17 protein-coding genes are annotated in these 23,953 nt (G+C 56.5%); 11 read left to right on the top strand and 6 right to left on the bottom strand.

Features of this window, described 5'->3' with window-relative positions; genetic code table 11:
• Positions 1-193: 193 nt before the first annotated feature.
• Entirely contained in the window at positions 194-2,209 is a 2,016-nt protein-coding gene (locus DFP90_RS17820) for a methyl-accepting chemotaxis protein (RefSeq protein ID WP_181905434.1), read from the top strand.
• 26 nt (positions 2,210-2,235) lie between these two features.
• Here DFP90_RS17820 and DFP90_RS17815 read toward each other — a convergent pair whose 3' ends face one another.
• From DFP90_RS17815 to DFP90_RS17795, 5 genes are all read right to left on the bottom strand, one after another.
• Complete coding sequence (locus tag DFP90_RS17815; protein ID WP_115937876.1) at positions 2,236-5,013, bottom strand: [protein-PII] uridylyltransferase; 2,778 nt, start codon at positions 5,011-5,013, stop codon at positions 2,236-2,238.
• A gap of 35 nt (positions 5,014-5,048) precedes the next feature.
• Entirely contained in the window at positions 5,049-6,164 is a 1,116-nt protein-coding gene (locus tag DFP90_RS17810; protein WP_115937875.1) for a HEPN domain-containing protein, read from the bottom strand.
• A gap of 20 nt (positions 6,165-6,184) precedes the next feature.
• On the bottom strand, positions 6,185-8,854 hold the full coding sequence (gene mutS / locus DFP90_RS17805; protein ID WP_245957112.1) for a DNA mismatch repair protein MutS: 2,670 nt from the start codon (positions 8,852-8,854) through the stop codon (positions 6,185-6,187).
• Between the two features lie 100 nt (positions 8,855-8,954).
• Positions 8,955-9,482, bottom strand: a complete 528-nt coding sequence (locus DFP90_RS17800) for a PAS domain-containing protein (RefSeq protein WP_115937874.1) — start codon at positions 9,480-9,482, stop codon at positions 8,955-8,957.
• Positions 9,483-9,676: 194 nt separating this feature from the next.
• Entirely contained in the window at positions 9,677-9,871 is a 195-nt protein-coding gene (locus DFP90_RS17795) for a hypothetical protein (protein ID WP_115937873.1), read from the bottom strand.
• A gap of 320 nt (positions 9,872-10,191) precedes the next feature.
• On the opposite strand from DFP90_RS17795, the gene DFP90_RS17790 reads away from it, so the two are divergent.
• From DFP90_RS17790 to DFP90_RS17750, 9 genes are all read left to right on the top strand, one after another.
• Complete coding sequence (locus tag DFP90_RS17790) at positions 10,192-12,456, top strand: NADP-dependent malic enzyme (RefSeq protein WP_115937872.1); 2,265 nt, start codon at positions 10,192-10,194, stop codon at positions 12,454-12,456.
• A 144-nt stretch (positions 12,457-12,600) separates the two neighbouring features.
• Positions 12,601-13,884 (top strand): phosphate regulon sensor histidine kinase PhoR, encoded by a 1,284-nt coding sequence (gene phoR, locus DFP90_RS17785; protein ID WP_115937871.1) that lies wholly within the window; start codon positions 12,601-12,603, stop codon positions 13,882-13,884.
• A 225-nt stretch (positions 13,885-14,109) separates the two neighbouring features.
• Complete coding sequence (locus DFP90_RS17780; protein ID WP_115937870.1) at positions 14,110-15,147, top strand: substrate-binding domain-containing protein; 1,038 nt, start codon at positions 14,110-14,112, stop codon at positions 15,145-15,147.
• A 98-nt stretch (positions 15,148-15,245) separates the two neighbouring features.
• Positions 15,246-16,631 (top strand): phosphate ABC transporter permease subunit PstC, encoded by a 1,386-nt coding sequence (gene pstC / locus DFP90_RS17775; RefSeq protein WP_115937869.1) that lies wholly within the window; start codon positions 15,246-15,248, stop codon positions 16,629-16,631.
• Positions 16,624-17,913: a phosphate ABC transporter permease PstA gene (gene pstA, locus DFP90_RS17770; RefSeq protein ID WP_115937868.1), complete on the top strand. Its 1,290-nt coding sequence runs from the start codon at positions 16,624-16,626 to the stop codon at positions 17,911-17,913. Before pstC ends, pstA begins: the two co-directional genes overlap by 8 nt.
• Before the next feature lie 76 nt (positions 17,914-17,989).
• Positions 17,990-18,736, top strand: coding sequence for a phosphate ABC transporter ATP-binding protein PstB (gene pstB / locus DFP90_RS17765; protein WP_218044723.1), 747 nt, complete (start codon positions 17,990-17,992; stop codon positions 18,734-18,736).
• A gap of 59 nt (positions 18,737-18,795) precedes the next feature.
• On the top strand, positions 18,796-19,512 hold the full coding sequence (gene phoU, locus DFP90_RS17760; RefSeq protein WP_115937866.1) for a phosphate signaling complex protein PhoU: 717 nt from the start codon (positions 18,796-18,798) through the stop codon (positions 19,510-19,512).
• Positions 19,513-19,566: 54 nt separating this feature from the next.
• Positions 19,567-20,274 carry a phosphate regulon transcriptional regulator PhoB gene (gene phoB / locus DFP90_RS17755; RefSeq protein ID WP_115937865.1) on the top strand — a complete coding sequence of 236 codons (708 nt, stop codon included), beginning with the start codon at positions 19,567-19,569 and terminating at the stop codon, positions 20,272-20,274.
• Between the two features lie 166 nt (positions 20,275-20,440).
• Entirely contained in the window at positions 20,441-20,908 is a 468-nt protein-coding gene (locus DFP90_RS17750; RefSeq protein ID WP_115937864.1) for a hypothetical protein, read from the top strand.
• Between the two features lie 434 nt (positions 20,909-21,342).
• On the opposite strand, the gene DFP90_RS17745 is transcribed toward DFP90_RS17750, so the two are convergent.
• Positions 21,343-22,890 carry a sensor histidine kinase gene (locus tag DFP90_RS17745; RefSeq protein WP_115937863.1) on the bottom strand — a complete coding sequence of 516 codons (1,548 nt, stop codon included), beginning with the start codon at positions 22,888-22,890 and terminating at the stop codon, positions 21,343-21,345.
• 169 nt (positions 22,891-23,059) lie between these two features.
• Between DFP90_RS17745 and DFP90_RS17740 the strand changes: the two genes are divergently transcribed.
• Positions 23,060-23,947, top strand: coding sequence for a diguanylate cyclase (locus DFP90_RS17740; protein ID WP_115937862.1), 888 nt, complete (start codon positions 23,060-23,062; stop codon positions 23,945-23,947).
• Positions 23,948-23,953 lie beyond the last annotated feature (6 nt).

Genomic DNA, 23,953 nt, shown 5'->3' with positions numbered 1-23,953 from the left:
ATATCTGGACCGCGCCGGGCCGCTGGACAAGTGAAAATACCGCGAACCCGCATTTTTGGGTTTTTCTTAAAACAGCCTTAAGAAAAAAAGAGTAGCCTACGCAAACCATTACAAGAGACTCTGGAGGATGATCCAGGGTCGGAAGCTGCGCCGGCCGGTTGGGCGGGGAGAGCGTGTTGCGGCGAGGAAACAGATGAATCTTTTCAAGAATATTCCGATTGCGGCCAAGGCCTTTCTGGGCTTTGCGATTGTTTTAGCCTTGCTGGGCGCGATCAGCCTGCTGGGGGTGACGGGGCTGAATGCGACCAGTGGGAGTTTCTCCAATTACCGGCATCTGACGGAGGAAACCAACCGGCTGGGCCAGGTCCGCACCGGCATGTCCAATGCCCGGATCGAGGCGTCACGTTATATCACCACCAATGATGAAGCCGCCCTGGAAGAGTTGCGGTCCCATGTGGGCGATACGCTGTCCGGGCTTGAGGTGGCTAAGGGGGAAAACGAGGAGGCGCAGGCGATTGAGCGGATCAATGCGCTGCAGGCGAAACTGAAAAATTATGCGGAGGTTTTCGAGCAGATTGTCGTGCGTCAGACCGAGATCAATGCCCTGGTGACGGAGAAGATCGACAAGGCCGGCGAGAGCATGGATTACCATTTGGGTGATATCCTGGAAATTTCCTGGGATGCGCAGGATCTGGACAGTGTCTATTATTCCGGCCAGATGTTGCGCAACATCCTTCATGCCCAGCTCTGGACCAACCGCTATCTGGTGAACAGTAACGAAGAGGCCTATCAACGGGCCGTCGAATATCTGGACCTTTATGGTGAGAATATCGGTGAGCTGAAAAAGGTCCTGACTGACTTTTCCCTGAAAAATGCCATTGATCTGGCGCGCAATAATTACGAAGAATACCGCCAGGTCCTGGACCAGATCCATGCGGCTGTCCAGGAACGCGACCGGATGATCGACCAGAGCCTTAACCAGGTTGGGCCGGAGATCGGCACGCTGGCCGCCTCCTTCCAGGAAGAAAACATCGCCCGGCAACAGGCACTGGGCCTTGAATCGGAAGCCGATGTGGCAGAACGGATCACCATCACCATCGTGATTGCGCTCGCCAGCTTTGGCTTAGGCATTCTGTTGGCGTTGGCTGTAGGCCAGGGCATTGCCGGGCCGGTGCGGAAGATGACCTCTGCCATGCAGAAACTGGCCGAAGGGGATCTTGCGACCGAAATCCCGGCCCGGGATCGCAAGGACGAGATCGGGCGGATGGCCGGCGCGGTCCAGATCTTTAAGGAAAATGCAGAACGGGTAGAGCGCCTGCGTCGGGAGCGGGAAGAGGAAAAAGAACGGGCGGAAGCTGAGAAACGGGCTTCCATGACCCGGATGGCCGATGAGTTTGAGGCCAGTGTCGGCCGTGTGGTCGGCTCGGTGACCATGGCGGTAACGCAACTGACTGATTCCGCCCGCTCCATGTCCCAGATCGCGGACGAAAGCAATGAACTGGCAATTAAGGTGGCAGCGGCTGCCACAGAGGCCTCTGCCAATGTGGAGACAGTGGCGGCGGCAACCGAGGAGCTCTCCGCCTCGGTTCAGTCCATGGCGGGGCAGGTGGATAATACCTCCAGCCTGGCCACGGGGGCGGTTGACGATGCGGATGCAGCCTCAAAGTTGGTGGCGGAATTGGACCAGGCAGGTCGCGAGATTAATGAAGTGACCAGCCTGATCACGGATATCGCCGAACAGACCAACCTGCTGGCCTTGAATGCGACCATTGAGGCAGCGCGGGCGGGGGATGCGGGCAAGGGATTTGCCGTGGTGGCCAATGAGGTGAAAAGCCTGGCCAACCAGACCGCCAACGCGACCAGTGAGATTGCCACATCCATCGGCCGGATCCAGGGGGTGAGCGCCCGAGTGGTCGAAGCGATCAATCGTATTTCGGAACGGATCGGGGATATCAATCAGGTGGCGGTGACCGCGTCTGGCGGGGTCTCGGAACAGCGCGAGGCCACAGGCGAGATTGCCAGGAATATTCAGCAGGCCGCCGTTGGCGCCCAGGATGTGTCCAACAATATCACCGGTGTGACCAAGGCTGCGAATGAAACTGGCACCGCGGCGGACAATGTGCTGAATTCCAGCACCCAGCTGGCCGAACAGGCCAAAGAACTGGAAGGCGTGGTCAATCGCTTCGTCAGCCAGATCCGGGCGGGGTGACCCTGATCAATGGCTGATGGGGTGGCTTATTCCGCCGCCACCGGCTTTTTCTTTTCTTTCTTGTTTTTTGCCCCATGTTTGGCCAGGACCTCGACCAAGGTTTCGCGGATTTGTTTCAGTTTGCCGTCATGATCGATCTTCATGCCAAAGACATCCTTCACATAAAAGACGTCGACCACCTGTTCGCCGAAGGTGGAGATCTTGGCCTTGGCGATCTGCAGGCCCAGCCGGGTCAGGGTGCTGGTCACTTCGAACAGGAAGCCAGGCCGGTCACGGCCATTGACCTCAATTACCGTATGGGTGTTGGAAGCCTTGTTGTCGATCAGCACGCGCGGCTGCACGGTGAAAATCTCGGTTCGGCTTTTCAGGCCGCTTTTGGCCCGTTTCTCCAATTCCTGCAGCGGTCGCACCGCGCCGGACAAAACCTTGCGGATCATGCTGTCCAGGCGTTTCAGATCCTCTTTCTGGCCAAAGGGCACACCGTCGGCATTTTGTATCAGGAAGGTGTCGAGCGCCATGCCATTGGCGAATGTATGGATGCGCGCATCGACAATGGAAGCACCGCAAACCGCCATGGCTCCGGAAAGCCTGGAAAACAGGCCCGGATGGTCGGCGGCATAGATGGTCACTTCCGTGACGTCGCGTTCCGGCGCGGTCAGCATATTAATGCAGAGCGGTGCCTCTTCCCCTTCTGCCTGTTTGATCAGATGCACATGACGGACCAGGGATTCCAACGGATAGGATAAAAGATAGGCCGGATTGCACTGGCTGAGATGGTCTTCCAAATCGTCGGCCGGCCAGTTAGGCAGGGCTTCGCGCAGGTTGTTGGCCGCTGCTTCGGCCCGTTTCGATCGACCCTCCGCCATCAAACCGCCGGACATCAAATCTTCCGCCCGGTAATAGAGCTCGCGCAGCAGGGTGGCTTTCCAATTGTTCCAGACCTTGGGGCCGACCGCGCGGATATCAACCACAGTCAGACAAAGCAACAGCCGCAGCCTCTCCGGCGATTGTACCTGGTCGACGAAATCCTGGATGGTTTTCGGGTCGCCCAGATCCCGGCGGAAAGCGGTCTCACTCATCAGCAGGTGATGCAGGACCAGCCAGGCCACCGTTTCGGTCTGTTCACTGGAAAAGCCCAGTTGGGGGCAGACTTCGCGCGCCACATCCGCGCCCAGGATCGAATGATCGCCGCCACGCCCCTTGGCAATGTCATGCAACAGGACGGCGACATACAAGACCTTGCGGCTCAGGACCTTACCAATGATCTGGCTGGCCACGGGGTGGTCGTCGTTCAACTGGCCGTTTTCGATCCGGTTGAGGATACCGATCGCCCGGATGGTATGTTCGTCCGTGGTATAGACATGATACATGTCATATTGCATTTGGGCGACCACACGCCCGAAATCGGGTAGGAATTTGCCCAAGAGGCCGCATTCATTCATATGGCGTAATGTGGTTTCCGGGTCTTCCTGGGCGGTCAGGATATCCAGGAATATCCGGTTGGCGGTTTCATCCTTTTTCACCGACTTGCGGATGAAGCGCAGCTTGCGCGTGATGGATTTCAGCGCGTCCGGATGAATGTCGATCCGGTTGCGCTGGGAGGCGCGGAAAATACGCAGCATGTCTACCGGGTCTTTTTCAAACCGTTTGGCATGTTCGATGGTCAAACGGCCGCCTTCGACCGGAAAACTGTCGATATCCTTGCGGAAGATCTTCATCGGCAGGTTTAAAAGGCGGCGGCGCTTCGAGCTGGCCTCAAAGGTGGCACAGAAAATCCGGGTCAGGTCGCCTACCTCTTTGGCGATCAGGAAATAATGCTTCATGAACCGTTCGACCCCGCTGGCACCGGCATGGTCGGTATAGCCCATGCGGCTGGCCAGTTCCGGCTGGACGTCAAAGGTCAGACGTTCTTCCGGGCGGCCGGTCAAATAGTGCAGATGACAACGAAGGGTCCAGAGGAACTGCTGGGCCTTGGCAAAATGCTCCGCCTCGCGTTTGGTCAGTCGGCTTTGGTCGACCAATTCGGAAATGTCATGAACGCGGTACAGGAATTTGGTGATCCAGTAGAGCGTATGCAGATCGCGTAATCCGCCCTTGCCATCCTTGATATTGGGTTCCAGTACATATCGGGTATCGCCCAACCGGGCATGGCGCTCATCCCGCTCGCTCAGCTTGGCCTCCAGGAACTCACGGTCCTTGCCATCCATGATCGATTTGGCGAATTGTTTCTGCAATTCGGCAAACAGGCTTTTTTCACCAACAATATAGCGCGCTTCCAATATGGCGGTGCAGATGGTCCAATCCGCCTTGGCCTGGCGCAGGCATTCATCAATGGATCGGGTTGACTGCCCGACCTTGAGGCCCAGATCCCAAAGCATATAGAGGATATCCTCAACGATCTGCTCGACCCTTGGCGAGAGCTTGTAGGCATGCAGGAACAGAAGATCCACATCCGATTGCGGTGCCAGCTCCCCCCGGCCAAAACCGCCAACCGCCACAATCGCCAGGGCCTCACCCTTGGTAATCGATCCGCTGGGATATAGATGGCGGGAAGCAACCTCATACATGGTGCGCAGGATCTGGTCGATTACATAGCTGTTGCCGATGACGGCCAGAGCGCCGTTATGATCCTCCATAAAACGCCGTTTGACCTCGTCATACCCCTGGTTCAGCGCCTGCTTGTAGAGCGCCAGCCATTTTGCCCGGCGTTTGGGCGGCGGCAGGTCTTCCGCCAACACGGCTTCCAGATCCTGCAACAGGCCCTGGCGGTTGATGATCTTGCGGCGGTTCTTCAAATCATACATGACGCGATCCATAAGGAGAGCTTTTCCAACCCCTATCAGGTCTGCAGCTGTTTTTCCATCATGTGATAGGCTTTTTCCATGGCCTTTGATGTGTAAGGCATGGTTTCCAACCCGATCTGGCTGAAGAAGGACAGTGCCCCCAGGCAGGCGGTTCTTGTGATGGCCTCGGCGGCATCGGCATGGGCGATCATATCCGGATCGAAAGGTGACGCGCCGCCATGGACCAGCGCGCAGCGGATTTCATAGAGGGCATCCGCCTCCCGTCGGCAGGCCGCATATCCTTTTTCCGGATGATGCAGCAGGGTCAGAAGGGCTGTCCGCTGGGCGACACAATCCGTGATGCGCATATGGTCCCGGGTCATGGTCAGCCGTTCCAGGGCATTGACCCAGATGGTGATCGCTGCCGCGACGGAATTTTCCCGCGACCCGATGGAGTACCAGCTGACCCCATCCAACAGCCGGGCCGCCAGGGGCCAGGGCCGGGTCGGATCACTGATGCTGGTGAGGGCCAGGGCAAAGCCGCGGGGTATGGCGGCAGGAAGATCCCGGACGATCTCGGGCCAACGGACGGGGCGGGGGGATGTGATCTTGTTCACGGCATGATATTCCCCGGCCAGCAGCCGCAGGATATCGCGGGCCCGCTCGACCGTATGAAGGGCTCTTTGTTCCGACATAGGTATGTCGCATTGCGGGATCGTGACCTCCGCCACCATATCGGCCTTGCCGATCCAGGATCTGATGTCCGGATTCTCATGGCTGGCGGCATAGGTGGTGATCGGGGTCATACGTACAGGCCCCAGATCCACCGGGCTGTCGGCGCGAATGCACTCCAGGTGGACCGGCAGGGCATGCCGCCGGTCCGCCAGCTTGCTGCGATGGAACCGCACCGCGCTTGACGTCATACGTGCCAGTTGTTTCTCGTCCAAATCCCGGCTTTCCCGGACAAAGCGCTGGCGCATGGTGTGAAGCAGGGTATGGCGGAAATGATCAGGAGCCGCGCGCCCGGAGAGCGAGCGCGCATTGCCCAAAACCCGGTCTGACAGGGTCTTGAGATGGGGATTATCCGCTTCCAGCCGTTCCGGCGCGCAATCAAACAGGCGGGGTAATAACGCCCGCATGTCGGCAAGGTTCTGTTCGGTCTGGCTCACCATGGGGCCAGTTTAGCAGAGCCTTATTTATCCGTCTCAATCATCTGTTTGAGCGCATAAAGCTGGTCCAGCGCCTCACGGGGGGTGAGCTCATCCGGATTGATATCGCCCAAAGCCTGTTCCAAGGCAGAGGGACCGGCTTCAAGGGCAGGTGCTACGGGCTGTTCCAGCAGGGATTGGAACAGCGGCAGCTCTTCGGCCAATTTGGAGAGCGCCCCGGAGGATTTTTCCCCATTCTCCAGGGTTTGCAAAACCTCTTCCGCCCGTTTCACCACCGGCCCCGGCAGGCCGGCCAACCTGGCCACATGGATGCCGTAAGACCGGTCCGCGGTGCCTTGTGCCACCTCATGCAGGAAGATCACCTCGCCCTGCCATTCCTTGACCCGCATGGAATAGGGCTTCACCGATCCCAAACGGTCGGTCAGCGCGGTCAGCTCATGATAATGGGTGGCAAAAAGCGCGCGGGATTTGTTGGCGTCATGCAGATGCTCGACACAGGCCCAGGCGATGGAAAGACCGTCAAAAGTTGCTGTTCCCCGGCCGATCTCGTCCAGAATGACCAGGGACCGGTCGGTTGCCTGGTTCAAAATGGTGGCGGTTTCGACCATTTCGACCATGAAGGTGGAACGGCCGCGGGCCAGGTCATCGGCAGCACCAACCCGGCTGAACAGCCGATCAATCGCGCCAATATGACAGCGAACTGCCGGTACAAAGCCACCCATCTGGGCCAGGATCGCGATAAGGGCATTCTGGCGCAGGAAGGTGGATTTACCGGCCATGTTGGGGCCGGTGATCAGCCAAAGCCTGCGTTCATTGCCCAGATCCGCATCATTGGGCACGAACGCGTTTTCGCCCGCCTTGCGCAAGGCCTGCTCGACCACCGGATGGCGGCCGCCTTCAATCTCGAAGGCGAGGCTGTTATCGACGCTTGGCCGGCAATAATCCTGCTCAATCGCCAGTTCACCAAGGGAGGATGCCCAGTCAAGGCTGGCCAGGGCATGGGCGGCAATGGCGATCTGGTCGGCCTGCAGGGTAACGTCGCTGGCCAGGCTATCGAACAATTCCTGCTCCAGGGCCTGCGCCTTGTCCTTGGATTCGGAAATGTCGCGTGCCAGTTCGCTCAGTTCCGTGGTGGAATAGCGGGTGGCGTTGGTCATGGTCTGGCGGTGGATGAACTGGTCACCCATCCGGTCCACATTCTTGGCCGTGACCTCGATAAAATAGCCAAGGACATTGTTATGTTTGATTTTCAGGCTGTCGACGCCGGTCTCTTCCTGGTAGCGCGCCTGCAGCGCCATGATCAGCTTCTTGCTTTCCGAGCCCATGACCCGCAATTCGTCCAGGCGCTCGTTATAACCTTCGGCGATAAAACCGCCGTCGCGTGCCATCAGGGGCAGATCTTGGCCCAAGGCCCGGCCCAGCTTTTCCACCAGCGAGAAATGATTGCCAAGATCGGCAATGGCGGTTTTCAATTCCCCGGTCGCTGGATAGGCATCTCCGCTCAGGATCGTGCGGGCAATGGCGGTGGCGGCAAGCCCGTCGCGGATTGCGGCCAGATCCCTGGGGCCGCCGCGGCCCAGGCTCAACCGGCCGAGCGCGCGTTCCAGATCCGGGGTTTCCTTCAACAGCTGACGCAGATCATCGCGCAACTGATCGGCATCGCGGAAATATTGCACCATGTCGAGCCGCCGGTTGATCGCCTCCGGATCGGTCAGCGGTGCCGCAAGCCTGGCACCCAACAGTCTAGCCCCAGCACCGGTCACCGTGCGGTCGATGACCGACAGCAGGCTGCCTTTTCGCTCGCCCGAAAGCGTTTGGACCAGTTCCAGGTTACGCCGGGTCGCGTGGTCAATCTCCATAATCGCGCCTTCGGCGATATGGGAGAGGGTGGAAAGCCTGGGCATCTGGCCGACCTGGGTCAATTCCACATAATCCAGCAGAGCCCCGGCGGCGGCCAGTTCGGCGCGGTTGAAATCGCCATAGGCATCCAGCGAGGCGACGGCGTAAAATTCCTTCAACCGGCTTTCGGCATTGATCGAATCAAAGCGCACATCGGGCTGGGGGGTCAGGATATGCTGCCAGTCGGCAAACAGGTCATAAAGCTCGGGTTTTTCCAGAAGCTTTTGCGGGCAGATCAGCTCCGCGGGGGAAATCCGGCCCAGGATCGCCGGTAGGTTTTCTGCCGCCACCGGCTGGACATGGAAATTGCCGGTGGACATATCGGCCCAGCTCAAACCCATTTCCGCACCGGTCTCGGCAAGCGCTGCCAGATAGTTATGGCTTCTGGCGTCCATCAATGTGTCTTCGGTCAGCGTGCCCGGCGTCACCACCCGGATCACCTCGCGCCGGACCACGGATTTGGAGCCGCGTTTCTTGGCTTCCGCTGGATCCTCGGTCTGTTCACAGACCGCCACTCGGAACCCTTTGCGGATCAGGCGCGACAGATAGGTGTCATGGGCATGAACCGGCACCCCGCACATGGGGATTTCGGATCCATCATGGCTGTGGCCGCGCTTGGTCAGCGTAATATCCAGCGCTGCCGCGGCATCGACCGCGTCCTGGAAGAAAAGCTCGTAAAAATCGCCCATCCGGTAAAACAGCAGGCAATCGGGATGGGCCGATTTGATGGACAGATACTGTTCCATCATCGGGGTGATTTTCGGGGCGGATTTTTTCAGGCGCTGTTCAGTCATGGGCCGCTTCATAGCGAAAAGATGAGCGGATGAAAATAGCCTGATTCCATCTTTGTCACTAGTCCGGCTCAAGAAATAAGGTATGCCTTGTGAAAAGGTGTTATCGCGGCGGAATGCCCTGGGCATCAAATGTCAGGCAGACCAGAATCTTGGTGACTTCGCCCGCTTCGTTGCCCAGCGGCAGATAGATTTCTTCCGACTGCCGGATGCCGGCATAGGGGCCAATGTAATTCAGCCGGACCAGGACCGGCTTCTTTTCCGACCAGCAGCGCTCATAAAAAGCCCAGATCTGGCTGCTCGGCCCCTTTTCCGGAATGTCGGACAGGCATTGATGCATGTAATTGGTCTTCATCCGTTCATTGATGTAATCCCCAATGACGCGAAAGCGGAAATCAAGAGGGCTCTGTTCAATACCCACCAGGATCAGATGGGCAAGAGCCTGTGGGATGGCGATCGGGTCGAAGTCGCTGGCCAGTGGAAGCGTGCGCGATGCCTGGATTTTCTGCCAGTAAAGATAGGTCTGTGCCAACGGGCTCGCCAGCGTATCAGGGTCAATGATGCTGGTGACCATTTCCTTGGGCCGGTTCAAGCCGGTGTTATGCTGGTCAATGATCCTGGATGAGGTCATGCTTGGTGCCAATGGTTGCAATACGAACCATTATCCCGAAAGAAGGTTAAAGATCGGCAAAATTACTGGGGTCAGTCTGAATCCTACATGAAGGATATGTGATGTGTCCGAGAATTCCGCAAGCCTGGGCGGGGCGGCTACATGGTATAAGCTGTTAAAAAGGGCTGAAACGGTGTTCGTTTCAGCCCCGATCGTTAATGTTGGTTCATGCTTTCCAACTGCAGATGCTGGAAGGCATTGACCAGATCCCGCACATCGAAAGTGCTCACTTTTGGATCGTCGCTGGTATCGATCACACCAAACTTTGGTGCCTGGCCGATGGCAAAGGACAGAAAATCATCCTCCGGCAGTCGCCTGTGTGCCGCGACATCTCTGAGTGAGTGCCACATGCAGATCCTCCGTTACTGTTCTTCTTATGGCTAAATTGGCTAGCATGATTCGGGCCAATTCCGGCAAATGAAAAATCGCGGGCAGCGCATCCCTTTGCGGGATATGCGTTATTTTCAATCAAATTTTGAAACTGTTTCCGCCCGTATCACCGATTTATTAGGTTTGCCGGACTAAAATTAGTGACTTATTTGTATAAATTGGCCCCGACGGGCAATAATCTTACTGATATATTGTGAAAACGGGCGGATCCGGGCTTGCCAGTGCCGGGTCTCATGACATATTAGCGACATTTTTCACCAGCAGAGGCGACATTAGGCAAATGCCCGATAAACGGATGACCGAAGAAGATGCTCTTCTTTTCCATGCTCAGGGACGACCCGGCAAACTGGAAATCGCACCGACCAAGCCGCTGACCACCCAGCGCGATTTGAGCCTTGCCTATTCGCCGGGTGTGGCGGTGCCCTGCCTGCGCATCGCCGATGATCCGGCGGCGGCCTATGATTACACCGCGCGCGGCAATACGGTGGCGGTGATTTCCAACGGGACGGCGGTATTGGGCCTTGGCGCGATCGGCGCGCTGGCCTCCAAGCCCGTGATGGAAGGCAAGGCCGTTTTGTTTAAGCGTTTTGCCGATGTGGACGGGATCGATCTGGAGGTGGACACCACCGACGTTGATGAATTTGTCAATTGTGTGCGTTTCCTGGGCAAAAGCTTTGGCGGCATCAATCTGGAAGATATCAAGGCGCCGGAATGTTTCATCATTGAACAGCGCCTGCGCGAGCTGATGGATATCCCGGTTTTCCATGATGACCAGCATGGTACAGCGATCATTGCCGCTGCCGGCCTGCTGAATGCTCTCTATCTGACCGGGCGCGATATCAAGGATTGCAAATTGGTGGTCAATGGCGCGGGTGCCGCGGCCATTGCCTGTGTGGAACTGGTCAAGGCGTTGGGCGTGCAGCATGACAATGTTGTCATGTGCGATTCAAAAGGCGTGATCTATCAGGGCCGAAGCGAAGGCATGAACCAGTGGAAATCCGCCCATGCAGTCAAAACCAAGGACCGCACCCTGGAAGAGGCCATGAAAGGGGCGGATGCCTTTTTCGGCCTGTCCGTCAAAGGTGCGGTGACGCCGAAAATGGTCGAGGAAATGGCCGAGAAGCCAATTATCTTCGCTATGGCCAACCCGGATCCGGAAATCACGCCGGATGAGGTGAAATCCGTGCGCAAGGATGCCATTGTTGCCACCGGCCGGTCTGATTTTGCCAACCAGGTGAATAACGTGCTGGGGTTCCCCTATATCTTCCGTGGGGCCTTGGATGTTCGCGCCTCGACCATCAATGACGAGATGAAAATGGCGGCGGCCCAGGCGATCGCGTCCCTGGCACGCGAAGACGTGCCGGATGAAGTGGCCGCGGCCTATGGTGGGATGAAGTTGGTGTTCGGCCCGGAATATATCATTCCGGCTCCCTTTGACCCGCGCCTGATCGTGGCGGTGCCGGCGGCGGTAGCCAAGGCGGCGATGGATTCCGGTGTTGCCCACAAACCGATCATTGATATGGAAGCCTATAAACAGGAATTGCAGGAACGCCTGGATCCAACCGCCAGCATGCTGAACCTGATCTTTGAAAAGGTCCGGTCGAACCCGCGCCGGGTGGCCTTTGCCGAAGGTGAGGAAGAACGCGTGATCCGCGCAGCCATTGCCTTCCGCAATGCCGGTTACGGCAAACCGGTCTTGATCGGGCGTGAAGACCGGATCAAGCAGACCATGGACCAGTTGGGCCTGGCGGAGGCCGGCGGTGATCTGGAGATTTTCAATGCCCGTCTGTCGCACCGGAATAACCGTTATGCGGATTTCCTCTATAACCGGATGGCGCGCAAAGGTCTGATGTATCGCGATTGCCAGCGTCTGGTGAAGCTGGACAGAAACGTTTTTGCCTCCTGCATGCTGGCGCTGGGCGACACGGATGCGGTCGTGTCCGGCACCACCCGGACATTCTCGGATACCTTCGAGGGGATCAGCCGGGTGATCGACCCGCGGGCGGGTGAACAGGTTATGGGCCTGTTGATCGTTGTGGCCAGGGGCCGCACCATCTTTGTCGCCGATACCTCGATCCACGAACTGCCTGACAGTGAAACCCTGGCGGATATCGCCGAACAGACGGCGGATTTTGCCCGTTCACTGGGTCATGAGCCACGGGTTGCCTTCATGTCCGCATCCAGTTTTGGCAACCCGGTCCGGGCCAAGGCCGATCGCATTGCAGAGGCGGTCAAGGTATTGGATGGGCGCAAGGTGGATTTTGAATATGACGGGGAAATGTCGCCGTCGGTCGCGCTCAATCATGATCATATGAAACGCCTCTATCCCTTCTGCCGCCTCAGCCATTCCGCCAATGTCCTGGTGATGCCGGGCTTGCATACGGCGCATGTTTCGACGCGCCTGCTGCAGGAATTGGGCGGCGGGACCGTGATGGGGCCGTTGTTGATGGGATTGGCCAAACCGGTGCAGATCGTCCAGACCGGGGCCAGCGTTAATGATCTGGTGAATGCGGCCGCCCTGGCGGTGCATGATGCCTTACGTTAAGGGAAGGGTAGAGCCCTTATAAGTACCTGATGTGACAAAAAAACTTCATGTTTTAGCGGGTTGATTTGTTACAGTGGGAAAAGGTATGGCATTGCGATTGATTTCTCGTTCCGGGTCCCCGGTGCGTTTTTGCAATGCCATACAATGTTGGGAATGATGCCGGTGCGCGCTGTCAAGTGGACCCTGGGGGTGACTGTCCCCCTGATCGGGCTTTTGCTGCTGTTGCTGGCCGCTAAACAGATTACGATCTGGGTGGCGGTCAGTTTGGCATGCGTGGCGTTAGGCAGTTTCTATTTTGTCTTGAAAAATCGGTTGAGGACTGAAGCGGTCCTGGAGCGGGAGGTGACCCGCTTGCGCAGCCGGATCGCGGTTCTCTCCGATGACGACCTGCAGCGTTCCAAGATCATTGATGAGATGATCGATACCCTGCCGGATCCACTGATTTTTTTGGATGCGGACCAGAAGATAAACCGGGTCAACCGGGCCGCGCGCGCCTTGGGTGAGGGCGCGAAGGTTGGCAATCAGCTCTCGCGTTTATTCCGCCAGCCTGATTTCATGCGGGCGGTCAACAAGGCTTTGGCGGAAAGTGTCACCCAAGAGGCGGATCTTGTGCTCTCTTCCCCTGTGGCGCAGACCTTTAAAGTCCGGATGCTGCCGATCAATGAGCCGCGCAGCATGCAGCAGTCCCGGAATCGCTCAGCGCTGCTCATGGTGATGCAGGATGTCACCCAGGCCCATCGCATGGAACAGCTTCGGGCGGATTTCGTGGCCAATGTGTCCCACGAGCTGCGAACGCCCCTGACCAGCTTGATGGGGTTCATTGAAACCCTGCGTGGCCCGGCCAAAGATGATGCTAGGGCCCATGAACGTTTCCTGGGCATCATGCAGGAACAATCCAGCCGAATGCTCAGTATCATCGAGGACCTTTTGTCGCTCTCGCGGATCGAGCTGGATGAGCATGCCCGGCCGTCGGAAGAAGTTTATATTGGCGAGGTGCTGCGCAAGGTCGAAGATGTTTTGACCTTGAAGGCAGACAATCGTGACATGCCTATAGTCATTGATGTGCCGGACCAGGTGCCGCCGATCATGGGGGATTCAAACCAATTGATCCAGGTCTTCCAGAATCTTGTCGATAACGCGCTTAAATATGGCAAGCCGGGTACATCGGTCGAGGTCATCGTGCGCCGTGAGGAGGCCAAGCTGAAGGTGGATGTGCGCGATCATGGGGCCGGGATCCCGCGCGAGCATTTGCCGCGCCTCACCGAACGGTTTTACCGGGTCGATACCGCCCGCTCGCGGGAAATGGGAGGGACCGGTCTGGGGCTGGCCATCGTCAAGCATATCGTCAAGCGCCACCGTGGCCGGATTACGGTGGAAAGCGAAGTGGGGCAGGGCACCACATTTACAGTTACATTGCCGATTTCTTAACCAACCGTGAAAATTTTCATATAACTCAGCCGTGACGACAGTCTGAATCCGTCAGTGATTCCAACATCCTTCATGATTCTTCGGGGGCTGTAACGCTCTTGTAACATTTCCATCATAAAAGAGTCGCGCTACAGGTCTAGGAAGGCCCTATCAAGACGCCAGGTCGGCAGTCGGCCACCTGTGTCATTGAGGGAATTAAAACTGTTAACCAGGATGGATATACCCATGAGGTTTCTGAGCAAATCACTTTCCGTTGCTGCGCTTGGCGTAGTGGCATTCGCCGGCGCTGCTGAAGCACGCGACCAGATCCAGATTGTTGGTTCTTCTACCGTTTTTCCGTTTGCAACCGCTGTTGCTGAAACCTTCGGTAAAACCTCCGGCTTCAAAACCCCGGTCATCGAATCCACCGGTTCCGGTGGCGGTCTGAAGCTGTTCTGTGAAGGTGTTGGCGTTCAGCATCCGGACATCACCAACGCTTCCCGTCGCATCAAATCCTCCGAAGTTGAGCGTTGCGCGAAAAACGGCGTGACCGACATCGTTGAGGTTAAAGTTGGTTACGATGGTATCGTTATCGGTAACTCCAAAGCCTCCAACGTTCTGGAAGTCTCCAAAGAGCAGATCTTCCTGGCCCTGGCCAAAGAGATCCCGGGTGCCGACGGCAAACTGATCCCGAACCCGCACACCAAATGGTCTGACATCGACAGCTCCCTGCCGGCGACCAAAATCGAAGTTCTGGGCCCGCCCCCGACATCCGGTACCCGTGACGCTTTCGTTGAGCTGGCCATGGAAGGCGGCGCAAAGAAAATCAAAGTTCTGGCTGACCTGCGCAAGTCCGACAAAAAAGCGTTCAAAGCTGTTGCTCACTCCATCCGTGAAGACGGCGCTTTTGTTGAAGCTGGTGAGAATGACAACCTGATCGTTCAGAAACTGGAAGCCAACCCGAATGCTTTCGGCATCTTCGGTTTCTCCTTCCTGGACCAGAACAGCGACAAAATCCAGGGTTCCAAAGTTGGTGGCACCGAGCCGACCTTCGAGAACATCGCCGACGGTAAATACGGCGTGTCCCGTTCCCTGTATTTCTACGTGAAAAAAGCCCATGTTGGTGTGATCCCGGGTATCGAAGAATACCTGGCTGAATTCACCAGCGAAGGTGCTTGGGGCGACGATGGCTACCTGGCAGACAAGGGTCTGATCCCGATGCCGGCTGAAGAGCGCGCCAAATACAAAAAGGCAACGGAAACGCTTGCCAACCTGACCATGTAAGGTCTTGAGAGATATGGCGGGACCGATGTCTGACAACGGTCCCGCCGATCTTTTTTTTGTTTCTTTTTTTGTTTTTTAAAAACTAGGTCCGGCACATTATGACGACCCTGCTAATCAGTCTCGCATTTCTGGTTCTGGTGGCGCTGGCATTTCGGATTGGACGCACCCGGGTGGTGCGTCTTGGTACGGATGCTCCCGGCGGCGGCCTTCATTCCCTTCCCGGTTATTATGGTGCCTATGCCGTTTTGTGGTGTGTGGTGCCGGCGTTGATCCTGACGGTTGTCTGGTTGATCGCGGAGCCGGTTATCATCCGGGATATGGTTCTGTCCGGTGCCGGCCTGGATCTGGCCGATATGGCCGAAAATCAGGTGAACCTGGTTTATAACGATATCAAGAATATCGCGGCCGGCCTGAAAGATGCCAGCCTGGCCGACCCGGCGATCCAGACAGCGGCACAGCAATATAGCAGCCTGCAAAGCACCAGCTTCATGGCGATGCTTGTGGTCTTTCTCGGTGTCGCGGCGCTGGGATTATTCCTGGCCCTGCAGCGGATCAATCCGAAGATGCGGGCCCGCCAGGCGGTAGAGCGCACCATCATGTGGCTGCTGATCGGCTGTTCCTGTGTGGCGATCCTGACCACCGCCGGGATTGTGATGTCCCTGATTTTTGAAACCATGCGTTTCTTTGCCAAGGTGCCGGTCACAGAGTTTCTGTTCGGCATGGATTGGAGCCCGCAGATGGCCCTGCGGTCCGATCAGGTCGGGTCGTCCGGTGCCTTTGGTGCGGTGCCGATTTTTGCCGGCACCATGCTGATCAGCTTCCTGGCCATGATGGTGGCGGCCCCGATCGGTCTTTATTCCGCGATTTACATGGCGGAATATGCCACGCCGAGATTCCGCAGCACGGTCAAGCCGATGCTGGAGATCCTCGCTGGCATCCCGACAGTGGTTTACGGCTTCTTCGCGGCCTTGACGGTGGCGCCGGTGATCCGGGGGTTCGGGCAGAGCATCGGACTGGATGTAGCATCTGAAAGCGCGCTGGCGGCAGGGTTGGTCATGGGGGTCATGATCATTCCGTTCGTATCTTCGCTGTCTGACGATGTGATTTCCGCAGTGCCCCATTCCCTACGCGAAGGTTCTTACGGGCTGGGCGCGACTAAATCGGAAACCATCAAACAAGTGATTTTCCCGGCGGCGCTGCCGGGCATTGTGGGTTCGCTGCTGCTGGCGGTGAGCCGCGCGATCGGTGAAACCATGATCGTGGTGATGGCGGCAGGGTTGGCCGCGAACCTGACGGCGAACCCGTTCCAGGCGGTGACCACGGTGACGGTACAGATTGTAACCCTTCTGGTGGGTGACCAGGAATTCGATAGTCCCAAGACCCTGGCGGCTTTCGCACTGGGCTTGGTTCTGTTCATCGTTACCCTGATCCTCAACATCATCGCGCTTCGCGTGGTCCGGAAATACAGAGAGCAGTATGACTGATACGGCAATGACAACGGAAGCGATTAAACAAGAAGAACGTCAAAGTAAGATCCGGGCAAACCTAAAGGCCCGCCACGCGGCGGAAAAACGGTTCCGGTCTTACGGCTTGGTGGCGATCGGGGCGGCTTTGCTGGCCTTGTCGACACTGTTTTTCACCATCATTTCCAACGGAGCCAGTGCGCTCTTTCAGACAGAAGTGCGCATGACGATCCAGCTGGATTCGACCTTGGATCCGGAAACCATGCGCGCAGGCGATTATCAGATCCTGATTAAGAAATCCCTGCGCGACATGTTCCCGGATGTTGCCCGCAGGGACCGGAAAGATCTTTATGCAGTGGTCAGCAACGGCGCATGGTACGAGTTGCTGAACCATGTTCAGGCCAATCCGGACCTGGTCGGCCAAACGATTGAGATCTGGCTGCCGGCGGCAGATGACGTTGATATGCTGATGAAAGGCTATATCGACCGAGAACTGCCGGAATCGGATCGTCGGGTGAATGATCAGCAGATCGCCTGGATTGATGCGTTGGTCGCAAATGACGCCATCGAGAAAAAATTCAACACCCGTCTGTTCACATCCGGTGATAGCCGTGAGCCTGAACTGGCCGGTTTTGCCGGTGCGGCTGTTGGCTCTTTCTATACGCTTCTGGTCACCTTGGCGCTTTCCTTCCCGATTGGGGTTGCTGCCGCGGTTTATCTGGAGGAATTCGCACCGAAGAACAAATGGACCGACCTGATTGAGGTGAATATCAACAACCTCGCGGCGGTTCCCTCCATCGTGTTTGGTCTTTTGGGATTGGCCCTGTTCCTGAACTGGTTCGGCCTGCCTCGTTCAGCGCCGTTGGTCGGCGGTATGGTTCTGACTTTGATGACCCTGCCGACCATCATTATCGCCAGCCGGGCCTCTCTGAAATCGGTGCCGCCGTCAATCCGGGAAGCCGCCCTGGGCATGGGGGCAAGCCGCCTGCAGGTTGTCGGCCATCATGTTCTGCCACTGGCGCTGCCGGGTATGCTGACCGGAACCATTATCGGCATGGCCCAGGCTTTGGGTGAGACCGCGCCGCTGCTGATGATTGGCATGGTTGCCTTCATCGCGGATATCCCGGGTGGCCCGACCGATCCGGCCACTGTGATGCCGGTACAGATCTATCTGTGGGCTGACAGCCCGGAACGTGCCTTTGTTGAACGTACCAGTGCAGCCATCATGGCACTGCTGGCATTCCTGATTGCAATGAACCTTTCCGCCGTCCTGCTGCGCAAGCGGTTTGAGCGTCGCTGGTAATAGAGAGAAAGAGGAACGGAAAATGGCTGCTGTTGAGCAAGTAGTTCAGAGTGAACCGGGCACCGGCCGGGTGAAAATGCGCGGTGATAATGTCCGTGTTTATTATGGCGAGAAACAGGCGCTGTTCGATGTCAATCTCGACATCTATGAGCGGGAAGTCACCGCCCTGATCGGCCCGTCCGGCTGTGGTAAATCCACTTTCCTGCGCTGTTTGAACCGCATGAATGATGTGGTGGAAATCTGCCGCGTGGAAGGCTCCATCACCATGGATGGGCAGGATATTTATGCCAAGGATGTGGACCCGGTCCATCTCCGGGCCCAGGTTGGTATGGTGTTCCAGAAACCGAACCCCTTCCCGAAAAGCATCTATGATAATGTTGCTTACGGCCCGCGTATCCACGGCCTGGTCAGCAGCAAGTCACAGCTGGACGATCTGGTGGAAGAGAGCCTGCGCAAGGCATCCATCTGGGAAGAGGTCAAGGATCGCCTAGATGCGCCGGGCACTGGTCTCTCCGGCGGCCAGCAACAGCGTTTGTGTATCGCACGCGCCATTGCGGTTAAACCGGAAGTGATCCTGATGGATGAGCCCTGCTCGGCGTTGGATCCGATTGCAACCGCCAAGATCGAGGATCTGATCCACGAACTGCGCGAGAATTACACCATTGTGATTGTCACCCACAGCATGCAGCAGGCCGCGCGTGTTTCCCAGAAAACGGCGTTCTTCCATCTGGGAAATCTGGTTGAGGTTGGTGACACGGAAAAAATCTTTACCAATCCGGAAGATGAGCGCACTCAGGGCTACATCACCGGGCGCTTCGGTTAAGAGACCAAGGCCGGTTTGAGAATGATTATTTCCAAGCCCGAGTGCTGAGAGGAAAAAAGATGGAATCGGAAGAGCATATCGTCACGGCGTTTGACGACGAATTGGAAAAGCTGACAACCCTGATCAGCCAGATGAGCGGTTTGGCCGAGGCCCAGTTCGCTGCAGTCATGAAAGCGGTTGAAAGCCGGAATGACGAATTGGCGGAACAGGTTCGTGATGGCGATAAGGAAATCGATGATCTGGAAGATCAGATCGAGGCACTGGCGGTGAAAACCATTGCCCTGCGCCAACCAATGGCCAACGATCTGCGCTCTATCGTAGCCAGCATGAAAACAGCGGCTGATATCGAGCGTATCGGGGATTATGCAAAAAATATCGCCAAACGGACCATCGTGCTCAATCAGGTGCCGCGCCTGCCGGTAACCCGGTCTGTGATGCGCATGGGCCAGTCGGTTGCCGAAATGATGAAGGATGTCTTCGATGCCTACCTGCAGGGGGATGCGGAAAAGGCGATCGAGGTCTGGGAAGCGGATGAGGATGTGGATAACCATTATACCAGCCTGTTCCGGGAACTGCTGACCTACATGATGGAAGATCCGCGGCACATTTCGCCCTGCACGCATCTCCTGTTCATCGCAAAAAACATCGAACGGATGGGGGATCTGTGCACCAACGTGGCTGAGACCCTTTATTACAGGGAAAAAGGCGTGCGTCTGTCCCAGACCAGGCCCAAAGGCAATTCGGCAAACCAGATGCTGGTCGAGCCGGACGCTTAAGGCCCGGATGGTATAAGTATTTTTAAGGCCTTTCAGAAGGAAAGGGAAAGTCCTGTGACCAATGGTAAAATTCTGATTGTTGAAGATGAGGCGGCGGTGGTCACCCTGCTTCAATACAATCTTGAAACCGCCGGTTTCGAGGTGGATGCCGCTTATGACGGCGAGGAAGCCATGATCAAGGTTGATGAAATGCAGCCTGACCTGATGCTTCTGGACTGGATGCTGCCCTATGTGTCCGGCGTTGAAATTTGCCGGCGGCTGCGGCGGAAACCAGAAACCAGGGATCTGCCCATCATTATGCTGACCGCCCGGGGGGAAGAGGCCGATGCGGTGCGCGGGCTGGATTCCGGTGCCGATGATTACATGGTGAAACCTTTCTCACCCAACGAATTGGTCGCCCGGATCAATGCTTTGTTACGCCGGTCGCGTCCAGGTCTTGCCCAGGATATGCTGGAAGTTGGGGAATTGAGTATGGACCTGGCCGCATACCGGGTTTTCCGCAATGAAGAAGAAATCAAGCTTGGGCCGACGGAATTTCGTTTGTTGCGCCATTTGATGGAAAATCCGGGACGTGTCTTTTCCCGGGAACAGCTTCTGGACGCGGTTTGGGGACGCGATGTTTATGTTGAATCCCGGACCGTGGATGTTCATATCCGCCGCTTGCGCAAGGCGCTGAACGAAGATGGCGGTCGTGACATTATCCGTACGGTTCGTTCCGCGGGATATGCGTTGGACATGGATTCAGGCGGTGTTGCCGCATAATTCCTGCGATATGACAGATGTAAAAGGGGCCTCCTGTCTGGGGGCCCTTTTTCTGTCTCCTCTATCGACAAGGATGCGGGCCGGGGGTATTCTTTGCGGTAATGCATAAGATGAGGATAAACAGCCGTATGCTGATAGGGGCCGGAGTCGGGGTGGTATAGCAGGCATGTCCACACCCTATCTCGAAATCGTATTGCGTAAGGTTCAAGCCCTTGAGGGCGAACAACGCGGTTACTATGAGCGCGTGGTCACCAGCATTGATACGGTGAAAGCATTTGAAAACAAACAGAATGTTGCTTTCATGGTGTTGGCATACAGTCTGGAGGACTTACCCGAACCACTGCCGGCGGCCATGCCGGAAGTCTCATTCCTCAATCACATGGCCAGTTACCTGCGGAAAAACCAGCTTGTGATCTCAAAGACCCTCTTTTCCGAGGAATTCGCAAGAAGCCCGGCCAAGGTCGCCCATGAAATCGCCCAAGGTTTCGTTGCCCGGGTGGCGGAAGACCTGCTGGAACAATATGGCAATGGCACATTGGATCTGGGTGAATCGAAAGCCTTCAGTTTTCGCTGGCCCTATTATGATGCCGATGATTTCCCCTATGAGGATCTGGATGAGGCCGAAGAGGATTAATCCGATATTTGGCGGAGGGAGCGATTTTTGCGATGCAAAATGACCAGAATTCTCCCACTGTTCTCCCGATTGGTTTTTTCAGAATGAAATCTTTGTGAGATTTGAGAAGGTTAAGAATTCATTAAAAAAGGTTCCAAATTTGTTGCCACTACCTATGGTGACAACAGGTAACCGGTTGAAGATGCTGTTTTGCAGCGCACGACTAACCCCTTGACCCTGGCTGCCGTTATGCCAGAATAATGCCCACGTGGTTGGTGGAATGCCAGGCGCGAATTAGCCTCCCGCAATCCAGTGCGGGGACATGTGATCGATCTCACAACGCGCGGTGGGGTTGGATCTGACCATAACCGACTAGGTTCATGAGCGGGAGCGTTATGCTCCCGCTTTGCTGTCTTGATTCTCGCATAGGTAGAAGTATTGGTGATGGGACGGGGTTACCTCTGATCGTCTGGCAGGGTGATCCGGGCGGTTGTCCCGCACTCAATCTCGCTCTCCAGCTCAAACCGTCCGCCAAGAAGGATGCTGAGGCGGTTGACAATCGAAAGGCCGAGGCCGGTGCCGTTATTGGCGATGGTGGCAGAGTCAGTTTGCTCGTAGGGGTGCAGCACCCGGTCAAGATCTTCCGGGGGGATCCCGGCGCCCGTATCCTTCACTTCGATGATAATTCCCAGACCCTCTTCGCGTTTGAACAGCAGGTCGACATGTCCGGCGACAGGGGTGAACTTGATGGCGTTGGCAATCAGATTGATCAGGATCTGGGACAGGATCCTCCGGTCGGTATAAAGTTGATGGAGGTCTGGATCGACATGGATATTGACCGTGCAGCGGTCTGTGCCCGACTGTCCAGGTAGAAAAGAGGTCAGTTCGTCAAGTAGTTGGCGCAATTCAAACAGGGCCGGTTCGCATCGGGTCTTGCCCGCCTCGATCCGGGACAGATCCAAGAGGTCGTTGATCAGCTTGAGCAGATAGTCCGCCGATCTGTGAATATGGTCGGCATATTCCTGATAGCGGTTTTCCAATGGACCGAAAAAGGCTGAACGCATTAAATCGGAAAACCCGATGATGGCGTTGAGCGGAGTCCGTAATTCGTGGCTCATATTGGCGAGGAAATTTGACTTTGCGCGGCTGGCCTCTATTTCCTTCTGCTGTGATTCCCGTGCCCGCTGGGTAATTTCCACCAATTCCTTTGTACGGGACTGGACGCGTGTCTCCAGTGTGCGGTTCATATTCTCCAACTGTTGCCAGGCGGCAACCTGCATGGTGATGTCTTCTTCGGTGACAACCACCACGAGGTCGCCGTTGACCGGGTCTCTTCCGGGGCGGGCATCCACATGATGCCAACGGCCGACAGTGGGGCTTGAGACATAGGCGTCACATTCAAAAAAGCGCCGATTGCGGCAACATTCCAGCAGAGAGGCCGCCACCAGGTTGCCATAGCGACTCTCGAGGTCAACGATATTGGTGGGATCACTGGTGTTCAGGCCGTAAACACCTGCGGCAGCGGTATTTTGCGTGCGGATGCGACCATCCACTAAGCCGAAGGTACTGACCAGCATGGGGGTGTTTCGGGCTGCCTCGAGCAGTCGGATTGCGTCAGGGTCGCGGATCATATCCAACTGCACATGCCCTTCGATCAGCACGCCATCCCGGTTGCCTTCGATGCGGATCGGACTCATGTCGAGGGTGACAACAGCCGGATTGCCGTGGGGGTAGAGTGTCCAGGCCTCGGTCACATGTTGGCCGGGTGGCGTGCTGTCCACCACTTGGCGCAGGCGATTGCGCACCATGTCACTATCGCTGGAGAAATCCCGGGCAAGAAGTTCGTCCAAGCTGGAAGCCTGCCAAAAATCGAGGGCTGCCCGATTGCCCCACCAGATGGCGTGGTTGGTAATATCGAAAATCCATACCGGTGTCCGTAGAAGCTCAAAAACATCTAACCGGGTTCGGTCTCGGAAATGGTAATTCGCCAGGGGATAACTCATGATCTCTAAGGATTAACCTTCTGTTCACGTGGACAGTATACCCTAACTGACTAACAACGCCTATTTCATTTCCGTTGTCGAATCTGACAAGTTGAGCCGAAGACAGGAAGTTGACAAAGAGGAAAATGGGGGAAGGGCGTGGTTCACGGCTAACGGGCAAAGGAAGCACATGCAGGTAGTGGTCATAGACGACACGCTGATAACCGCGAGGTTGATTGGTGAGTATCTCAAACAGCTCTCTGATGTCACGGTACACACCTACACCGATCCGGTGGAGGGCCTGGAATTCTGTTTGTCCCAGGATATTGATCTGGTGCTGGTTGATTATCTGATGCCGGATATGGACGGCATGGAATACATCAAACGTTACCGCGCGGAACGCACGCCGGAAGAATATCCGGTGATCATGGTCACCGCCATGGAAGATAAGGAAATACTGCGCGAGGCCTTCGAATTAGGGGCCAATGATTTTGTCGATAAACCCGTGGAGCCGATCGAGCTGTTGGCCAGGGGTAAGAATTTGCTGGCACTGCGCCGTAAATCAGTTGAACTGCGGGAGCTTGCGACAGTTGATTCCCTGACAGGGGTCTTCATCCGCCGTCATTTCCTGGAGGAATCAGAGCATGAAGTGGCCAGGGAGCAACGTTATGGCGGCAAATTGTCTGTGATCATGGTGGATGCGGACCATTTCAAGTCGGTGAATGATACCTATGGTCATGCGGCAGGGGATGAAGTCCTGCGCCATCTGGCAAAGTCTTGCAAAGACCATCTCAGGGATCAGGATTTTGTTGGCCGTCTGGGCGGCGAGGAATTTGCCATCATGTTACCGGAAACGGACTTGGTATCGGCGCAAAAGGTTGCTGAGCGCATCCGCGTCAATGTGGCGGAATCTGTCGTCGCGACCAAGGATGGCAGTGAAATTCGCTATACCGTCAGCCAGGGTGTTGCTCAATGGCATTCAGGCGAAAGCCTGTCGGCTATGATGCAAAGGGCCGACGCGGCATTATATGCGGCCAAGGAAGGCGGCCGGAACCGAGTGGAACAAGCGGCCGCCTAATCTCCC

It is taken from the genome of Aestuariispira insulae (assembly GCF_003385955.1).
In the GTDB taxonomy this organism is placed as follows: Bacteria; Pseudomonadota; Alphaproteobacteria; order UBA8366; family Aestuariispiraceae; genus Aestuariispira; species Aestuariispira insulae.
This window is presented reverse-complemented; position numbering and strand designations above follow the sequence as displayed.